Genomic DNA, 7,430 nt, shown 5'->3' on the forward strand with positions numbered 1-7,430 from the left:
CTCAACTAACTCTAGAGGTTTCTGTTTCTAAATAGCCAAGTTCTCTAGCCATAATGATCGCGTTAACACGACCCCTAACTCCTAACTTGGAAAAAAGATGGCTGGTGTGTCCCTTAACTGTACTGACTGTAATAAAGAGTTTTTCAGCGATCTCTTTATTAGAAAAACCACGGGCAATTAAGTTGAGAATTTGGGCTTCTGTAGCTGTAAGGGTTTCTCTGTATCTTTTACCCTTAATTTTTGTGTTCCCAGAAGCGAAGTTTCTAAAAAATCTTTTAGCAATCTCTGGGTCAATGAAAGAACTATTTTGATAAGTAGTATTGATAGCGTGTTTAATTAATTGCAGATCCATCTTCTTAAGAATGTAGGAATCAGCGCCATTTTGGAAGGCACAATTAACTACATCTTGACTAGAGTGATAAGTGAGAACAATGACTTTACTATCCGTCCTCGTCTTAATGTTATAGATGAGATCCAAACCACTAATATCTGGCAAAGCAATATCGAGCAAAACAATATCAGGCTTAAGTTCTTCAACAAGCCTCATCCCTTCAGTTCCGTTATCAGCTTCCCCACACATTTCAAAGTCTTGCTCTTGATTAACAACTGATTTAATTCCGAGCCGACTTAGAGCTTCATTTTCAATAATTACTAATCGAATCATCTTGATTACTTCGATTACAGGAACATAAAACATTTATAGCATATTTACTTAAGTAAATCTTGATGGTGGTACGATATTAAAAAAAGTTTAGAATTTAGGTAAAATCAAAGTAAAAGCTAAAAACTTTTTGGAAATGATGAAATTAGATTAAGTAGATTGTCTAAAATTAGAGAATTATCAGATGTACTATTTATACGACCAAAAACTCTGGGATAAAATTGAATTGATGGTGGAATGGCTGATATTTATAGGTTTGATGATTGCGGCAACGCTCAGATTTAGTAGCAATTTAATGGAGGCGAGCTTTTACATAATGTTGGGAACAATAATTGCCCCCTTCTCAAAAATAGAGCGGCGGACAAAGCGTTATTTATTGATTGGTGGTTTTTTCTTGGGTAGATTGGCTGGTTATTTTAGCTAGTCAAAAATGGGTGTGGAAGGTGTGGGGGGTGAAGTTTGGTTAAAGTTTGTGCTGAAATGCAGTACCTTACATCTAAACAAGCAAGAGAACTCTGCGCTCGTTATAATCAAGCTCTTAGTGAATTAGTCAAAATGATTACCCATCCAGATGATTGGTTACTCGACTAACTCCCGACACCTCCCACAATCCCCAAAGGGGCTTAGTCACCAAGCTCAGTGCTGTTATCTTTATCAATATGATTAGGCTGAGATGTAAGCTGTTGTGCTGTTTGCTGTTTATCAAAGGCAATGAGTCGATTAGTCTCTGAGTATGAAAGGTTGTTTTGTGTAATTTGAAACTCGTTAGAGTCATCTTTATAGGCTGTAAAAGCTGTTTCGGGATTACCAGTTTTTCTGTGAACGCTGAGAAGTTGCATTCCTTCTTTAATAAATAGTTGCAATCTGTAGGCTATCCCTTCATAAATGCGTCCTTGTTCAGTATCCTTGCCCATTGTCATGACAGTTCTCATAACTGCTTTAATAAGAGATTTTTCAGCAATATCAATAGCTGGTGAGACATTGTTTTCTCTAGATTTATTTATGTTGTCTTCCTCCTTGCTAAGAGCTTCTTGCTCCCTTTCATCTTTGCTGACCCTCTGACCTAAAGGTAATTTTTGCACTCCCAATTCAAATATCTGTTGGAGGAATGTATTCTTCTTCTGAGCAATTAAGTTTTCAACTCTTGCTGAATTATCTGGTTGAGATGCAACAGATGACTGTTGATTTACAGCAAATTTATTTAAATACTCTGTGTAATATTTCTGTTTGAGGTTTTGCCTATAATCTTCAATATTTTGAGAGTTTTGGGATAAGGTTGTTCTCAGTTCTGACTGGAGATTTTCTCGCTCAGATGCATCCAATGTGGTGGTTGATTGTAACGATGGTGGATGTTTCTCCAGAAAGAGTGCTAGTCTGTAAGCCATCATGTTGTTAGAAATGCCACTGTCACGATTGATATTGCTGACTGTTTCTTGAAGTGAATTAGATGATTGGTTAGAATACATAGCTAATGTAGTTTACAGTTCATTTTCGGCAGAATTAGATTGAGCCTTCTGATGTGATTTTTGAGATTTTGGGGAATATACTTCAACTTTTGGGCTGTAGGTATTATGGATGACTTTGCTACGGGCAGATATCAAATCTTGGATAATTTCATTTAGTGGGGGAAGGGAAATATCACTTAATCCTTTGCGGTATTGCTCAACAAAACTATGGATTAAAAGTTTATTATAAAGTTCACGTTGTTCGCCAATGGAGAGTTTGCCATTGGATTGAATCTTTAAACGAAATTCAGCATTCTCCTGTTTTGCGATATCAGCCCATCGATGATTATCTTCTAGCTCTTGCCAGTATTGACCAAGCAGAGGATGAAGGGGTAAAGGAATGCTCTCGATGTCAGATTTGCTTAATTGATGTTGAAAAGTAGATATTTTTTTGATTGGTTTAGCTACTGCTGTATTGGCTGGCTCCAGATTGATATCTTGAGAGTTGCTAGCTAGGTCAAACGTAGAGTCCGGGGAAAGAAAATTTTGTTCAACCTGTGCTGCTGTGTAAGGAACAGAATTACTTTTTTGTTGCCTATTTTCTAAGTCTTGCCAAAGTTTAGCAATTTTCGGGTGAATAGGCACTTCCATATCACAGGTAGCATGAGGATTGGCAGTTGCTTCCTTGGCAGGTTGTTGAATATCCAACTTTTGAGCAAGTAATCTGAGTTTAGCTAAGTCTTGTTCAGTAATAGCAAGAGTCTTAAGTTGATGTGTCATACCTGAATCTGTTCTGCTGAATTCAAAGCTGGCAGCAACTCTTGTAGCACCCGTATGTTCAGTTTTCAGAAGTTGCAGAGTAGATGTAGTATCAAGTTGACTTTTATGGTAGAGAATACGGTAATTGCCCAACTCCAAATCATCACAACCAGTCCTTTTTAGAGTTTGAGTGAGGATTTGCAAGATTTCAGAAGTTTTAAAGCTCTCTAAAATTGTGTGCGTACCATTAAGGGAGAGTGAACCAAGGGTATTAGCAATCTTCCTGGGGTCTTCATCGACTGAAGGTAGTTGTTTGCCACTTTTGAGATAATCAGCAACTAACAAAAACTCCTGCCTTTCGATTGGAAACATATCTTTAGGTTGCTCAGACAGAGTGATAGCTCCCCATTTATCGGCATAAAATTGCATTAATGCCAAGGTTTCGTCAGCGCGGCGATGAATACTGTAATTATTGCCGGATTTTATGATAGTAAAAGCATCAGCCTGATAAACTAAATTACCATCTTTTTCAACACCATAATTCTTCACAAGGGCATAAGCTACAGAAGCAATTTCCTTATTTTCTCTAGCTTCTAAACGCTTTATGAAAAAATTCTGCTGGTATTGTTTAACCTGTTCTCTTCTTGCCCAAGAATCAAAGGAGTGAACCGATACCTCCTTTAAAGGTAGAGAAGCGTTTTGAGCAGGAGCAACTTCTTCTTTATTTTCATCGGCAAGTACTTCAGCATCTATTACTTGCCCTCCTATATTTTGGGATGAACTTTCTGGGGTTGTAATTAGGTCTGTTGGTTGTATGATTGACAACTTGGAACGAGTTTTTCCAAAAAGAGCAATTGTCTGTTCTTCTTCCACACTTTCTCTTGACGGATTTAGATTAACAGTGCCATCACCAAGTTGTTCATAAAGATGGATTTGTTCACCATTTTTCAGAAAGACTGTCAGGCGTAAATCGGGTGGCTGATTTTTCTCCCACCAATTATTCAGGGGGACAGATGCAATAAACACTTGCCTAAAAGCTGACGCACCCTGTGCAACAATCAAATCATCTACACCTTTTTCTGGGCCTGGTAATTCAACGATACTGACCTGAGCGCCAGCATCAGATAAAAGTTGACCAGTACGGTATGTAGCGATATTAATGTTGCGCTTAGTTTTATACCGAGTTTCATAGTCAAAGCAAATTTTGATGTCCCTGTTTGGGGTAGCAAAAACTGCCAATTCATCATGTAATATGGGCACAATTTGATTCCCCAGCCCATCCTTACTACGATAGCCAGCATAAATCCCTGGTAATCCAATTGCTGCTTCACCTTGGCTCAATAGGCTAGCGGCCTTCTTAGCTCCTTCAGTGAGTGTGACTGGAACATTGTGCTTCCACACACAGTACCAAAACCCCGATTTGCGATCGCTAATACTTGGTTCAACTCCAGCTTTAGAATAAATTTGTTGAGCGATATCTTGGGGAACATCCAACAGGAAGATGCTTAATTCAACTTTCGGGGGATGTTCGTATTTGATAAGCTTGCCTCTGTTATCGGCTTTTTCTCTCGGATTATTAGGTTTGTAGCATCCCCATATTTTTTGATCGGGTTTATCTCCCGGCTCGTTTGCTGAAAAAGAACGAGGATCTACACCAGCATTACACCACCAGCCCCCATCCTCAAGGTGAGAATATTTGTTGAGCATTCCAGTAGATAGTCGTCCGGTATTAATACGTTCTAAATTCTTGCTGTACATGAGATATTCCCATGCTTCATGCTCAAGTTCTATTGGGTCTAAGTGTAAGCTCTTAAAATTAAGCTCGACAATTTCTGGAGCGATCGCACTTTCCTCGACTAATTCTTGCCAGTGGTTTGGATCTATGCGTGAAGAAGAGGTAGGGGGCAGGGAGCTTTTTGCTGGCGTTGCACTTAGAGAATGCCCTAAGTGCAGATTTGGGGATGAAACAAGGTTATTGTCCAGAAATTGTTCTGTTGAACCGTTCTCTTTCTCTAAGTGCAACTCTACTCCTCCTACCGCCTCCTCTGCAACGCCAGCCCAAATTGTTGAGTCAGCCTCTTGAACGATTGGTATAACTACTAGTTCAACGGGTGTAGCAGAATTGGGCAAAAATGGAGGTGTACCAGACGGCGGTAAAATCGGAGGTGAATCACTGGGGGATAATTTAGGAGGTGTATTAGAGCCAGGCAAAAGTGGATCTGTATTATCCGGTGGTAAAAGTGGAAATTCATCATCAGATGGTAAAAGCGGAGTTAATAATTCTGTTAATAATTTTTCAAATTCTTCAAACTCTGCTTGAATAGATTCCTCGGTTTGCGGGTCAAATTTCTGCCATTTCCAACCACCATTTTCATCAGGAGTCATGACATAAGTCTCTTGACCAATTGACAATTTCAATCTCTTATTTATTTCATCATCTATTGCTAACCCTATCGAGTCCAATACAAATTTTAGATAAGGAGCTATCACTGCTCTGGCAAAGTATTCACTGCTTTTGGCATAAGCAGAACTCAATTGTAAATGTCGTTCATCAAACATAAGACTATTAACTGTTAATTTTGGAGTTTGCAAACGTTATACCGATATTTGTATGCCAACTCTTGGCGATGAATTCAGTTTTCCTTGATCCCATTGAGATAAAGATTTTTGCACAGCTTGAGAACAGCATTTTTGGAGGACTTCATATTGTTTCCAATTCGCTCCTAAACAGGCTAAATCAATAAGTTTACCTGACGGAGTAACGCGATTAAAGATAATATGCAGATGAAGAGAATCAGGTGTAATTTCCCAAAAGCTAATAGACTGTAAATCATCCCAAACAATACCATGAACATATTGATTTAAAATTTGTTGGCAAGATTCTTCTGTCAGAGGCTGATGAAGATTTTTTAAAGTAATTATGGTATAAATGCCAACTTTTTTAAGTTTTGGCCTTCGATAAGAGAGAGCTTGAAAACTGGCAATGATTTCGGAAGTCTCAGCATGAATATCTAGAAAGCTGACTGAGCAAGTCTTTCGATTCCATGCTATTTCTTCAAGGATACTAAAACTCTCAATAGCAGATTCTTCAATAATCATTCGCATAAGGAAAAGTTCTCAATGAAAGGGAAATAGGGAATAAGGAACTTTTACCAGGGGTAATAGAAACGAGAATTTATACCCATCTACAATTCACTACTGGCTCTTTTAAATAAAAATATTTGATTCAACATCAATCAATGAACTAACCTCAGACATATCCAAAGGCAAAGAGTTATTAGAAACTTCTGGAGTATTTTGAGATAAAGGGAAACGATTGTTAATATTAGCAATTCGGATATCTAAGTCTTGCTGAGTTGGAAATTTTTGGGTACTTTTCCGAGCTAAAAGACTGACAATGTTAGCCCATCGCTGCTGGTTATATTCTTCAATATCTCGAATAGCTTGAGGTATTTTGAGAGATTTTAGCAAAGGAACCGACCCCTCATTTTTATTAGAATAAGCAGGGTTAATGAAGACACATTTACCTGGAGGCAACTTCAAAAACTGGGCTGACTCAAAGAGTTTTTTAGTTTTTTCCTGCTCACTAGTAGTAGTGTTTGCTTTTCCCCCGCCTGTAGAACGGCTTTTATGCTTGTACTTGATTTCCTCATCGCCCAAGAAACTGGAGAATAATTGTGCAGACTCATTTTCACCAGGATTGAAAACAAACTTAGTCCCGCAAGCCCCAAGAATAGTCTTAGCAACTTCCTTTCCATAATTTTTCTCAAGCTGCCCCATATTCTGCCAGCCCAGGATACCGCAGAACCCCTCAGAGCGTGATTCGTTCAGCCATTTGAATAAGTCTGGTAAGTACAGAGAAGGCAGTTCATCAAGTGCAACTATAAGAGGGTCAAGACGCTTTTTAGCAATGTTCCGAGCAATTGTCATGTGTAAAATGCTGGTGAGCAAAGGGCTAACTGCGTCCCGACGTTCTCTGTCTAGCCCGAAGATAATCATCTGTTTACCTTTGATTGATAAGGGAAGAGTAGTCTTACCAATGAAACAACCAATAGTATTTTTGGCCATGAAGCGAGTGAACATTATGCTAGCGGTAGATACAATGCCAGCAACAGTTTTTTCACTTGCGGCGGAACTGAACAACTGACCAAAGGCAATTTTAATCCAAGGATTGAGATTAGCTGCCATCAATCTTTGCACCATTTGTTCAGAAGAAAGGATGGCGGCACTAGTCATAACATCAGCGCATTCGCCAAACTCTTTAGTCAGCATCAAGATAGCTTGTGTCAATTGATCCCCTGCTGGAGCAAAGAAACCATCTTCATTACTATTACTAAGAATGCGGAAGTTTTTATTAATTACAGTAGCGATTTGCCTAGCTGTTTCAGCATCACTACTGTCTCGTAAAAAGTCCAATGGATTACAAACTTCCGATTCTGGAAATCCTGGGGCGAAAATGTGAACATCATAGCCCTGACCCTTAGCGTAAGCAGCTATTTTGGCTTGAGAGGGTTGAACTAAGCAACAATGTCGCCATTGCTACTCGTCTTCAGAACCGGACATGA

5 protein-coding genes and 1 pseudogene are annotated in these 7,430 nt (G+C 39.0%); 1 reads left to right on the forward strand and 5 read right to left on the reverse strand.

Going from position 1 to position 7,430, the window contains the following annotated elements; all coding sequences use genetic code 11:
* Position 1: 1 nt before the first annotated feature.
* Complete coding sequence (locus tag RMY27_RS07260; RefSeq protein ID WP_190901242.1) at positions 2–664, reverse strand: response regulator; 663 nt, start codon at positions 662–664, stop codon at positions 2–4.
* Between the two features lie 181 nt (positions 665–845).
* Between RMY27_RS07260 and RMY27_RS07265 the strand changes: the two genes are divergently transcribed.
* Positions 846–1,085, forward strand: a complete 240-nt coding sequence (locus tag RMY27_RS07265; protein WP_322661770.1) for a hypothetical protein — start codon at positions 846–848, stop codon at positions 1,083–1,085.
* Between the two features lie 199 nt (positions 1,086–1,284).
* On the opposite strand, the gene RMY27_RS07270 is transcribed toward RMY27_RS07265, so the two are convergent.
* The 4 genes and pseudogenes from RMY27_RS07270 to RMY27_RS07285 all read right to left on the reverse strand — a co-directional run.
* Positions 1,285–2,127: a hypothetical protein gene (locus RMY27_RS07270; protein ID WP_322661772.1), complete on the reverse strand. Its 843-nt coding sequence runs from the start codon at positions 2,125–2,127 to the stop codon at positions 1,285–1,287.
* Between the two features lie 12 nt (positions 2,128–2,139).
* Entirely contained in the window at positions 2,140–5,424 is a 3,285-nt protein-coding gene (locus tag RMY27_RS07275) for a DUF3854 domain-containing protein (RefSeq protein ID WP_322661773.1), read from the reverse strand.
* 36 nt (positions 5,425–5,460) lie between these two features.
* Complete coding sequence (locus RMY27_RS07280) at positions 5,461–5,964, reverse strand: relaxase/mobilization nuclease domain-containing protein (RefSeq protein WP_322661774.1); 504 nt, start codon at positions 5,962–5,964, stop codon at positions 5,461–5,463.
* Positions 5,965–6,072: 108 nt separating this feature from the next.
* Positions 6,073–7,374 (reverse strand): annotated as a pseudogene (locus tag RMY27_RS07285) (type IV secretory system conjugative DNA transfer family protein); the annotation flags it as partial.
* Between the last annotated feature and the right edge of the window lie 56 nt (positions 7,375–7,430).

Origin of the sequence: Nostoc sp. DedQUE09, assembly GCF_034530915.1 — a bacterium.
GTDB lineage: Bacteria > Cyanobacteriota > Cyanobacteriia > Cyanobacteriales > Nostocaceae > Nostoc.

What these genes read in the sequence shown, in the direction of transcription:
- RMY27_RS07260 (WP_190901242.1), bottom strand. Translation starts at nt 664, where the DNA reads ATGATTCGATTAGTAATTATTGAAAATGAAGCTCTAAGTCGGCTCGGA.
- RMY27_RS07265 (WP_322661770.1), top strand. Translation starts at nt 846, where the DNA reads ATGTACTATTTATACGACCAAAAACTCTGGGATAAAATTGAATTGATG.
- RMY27_RS07270 (WP_322661772.1), bottom strand. Translation starts at nt 2,127, where the DNA reads ATGTATTCTAACCAATCATCTAATTCACTTCAAGAAACAGTCAGCAAT.
- RMY27_RS07275 (WP_322661773.1), bottom strand. Translation starts at nt 5,424, where the DNA reads ATGTTTGATGAACGACATTTACAATTGAGTTCTGCTTATGCCAAAAGC.
- RMY27_RS07280 (WP_322661774.1), bottom strand. Translation starts at nt 5,964, where the DNA reads ATGATTATTGAAGAATCTGCTATTGAGAGTTTTAGTATCCTTGAAGAA.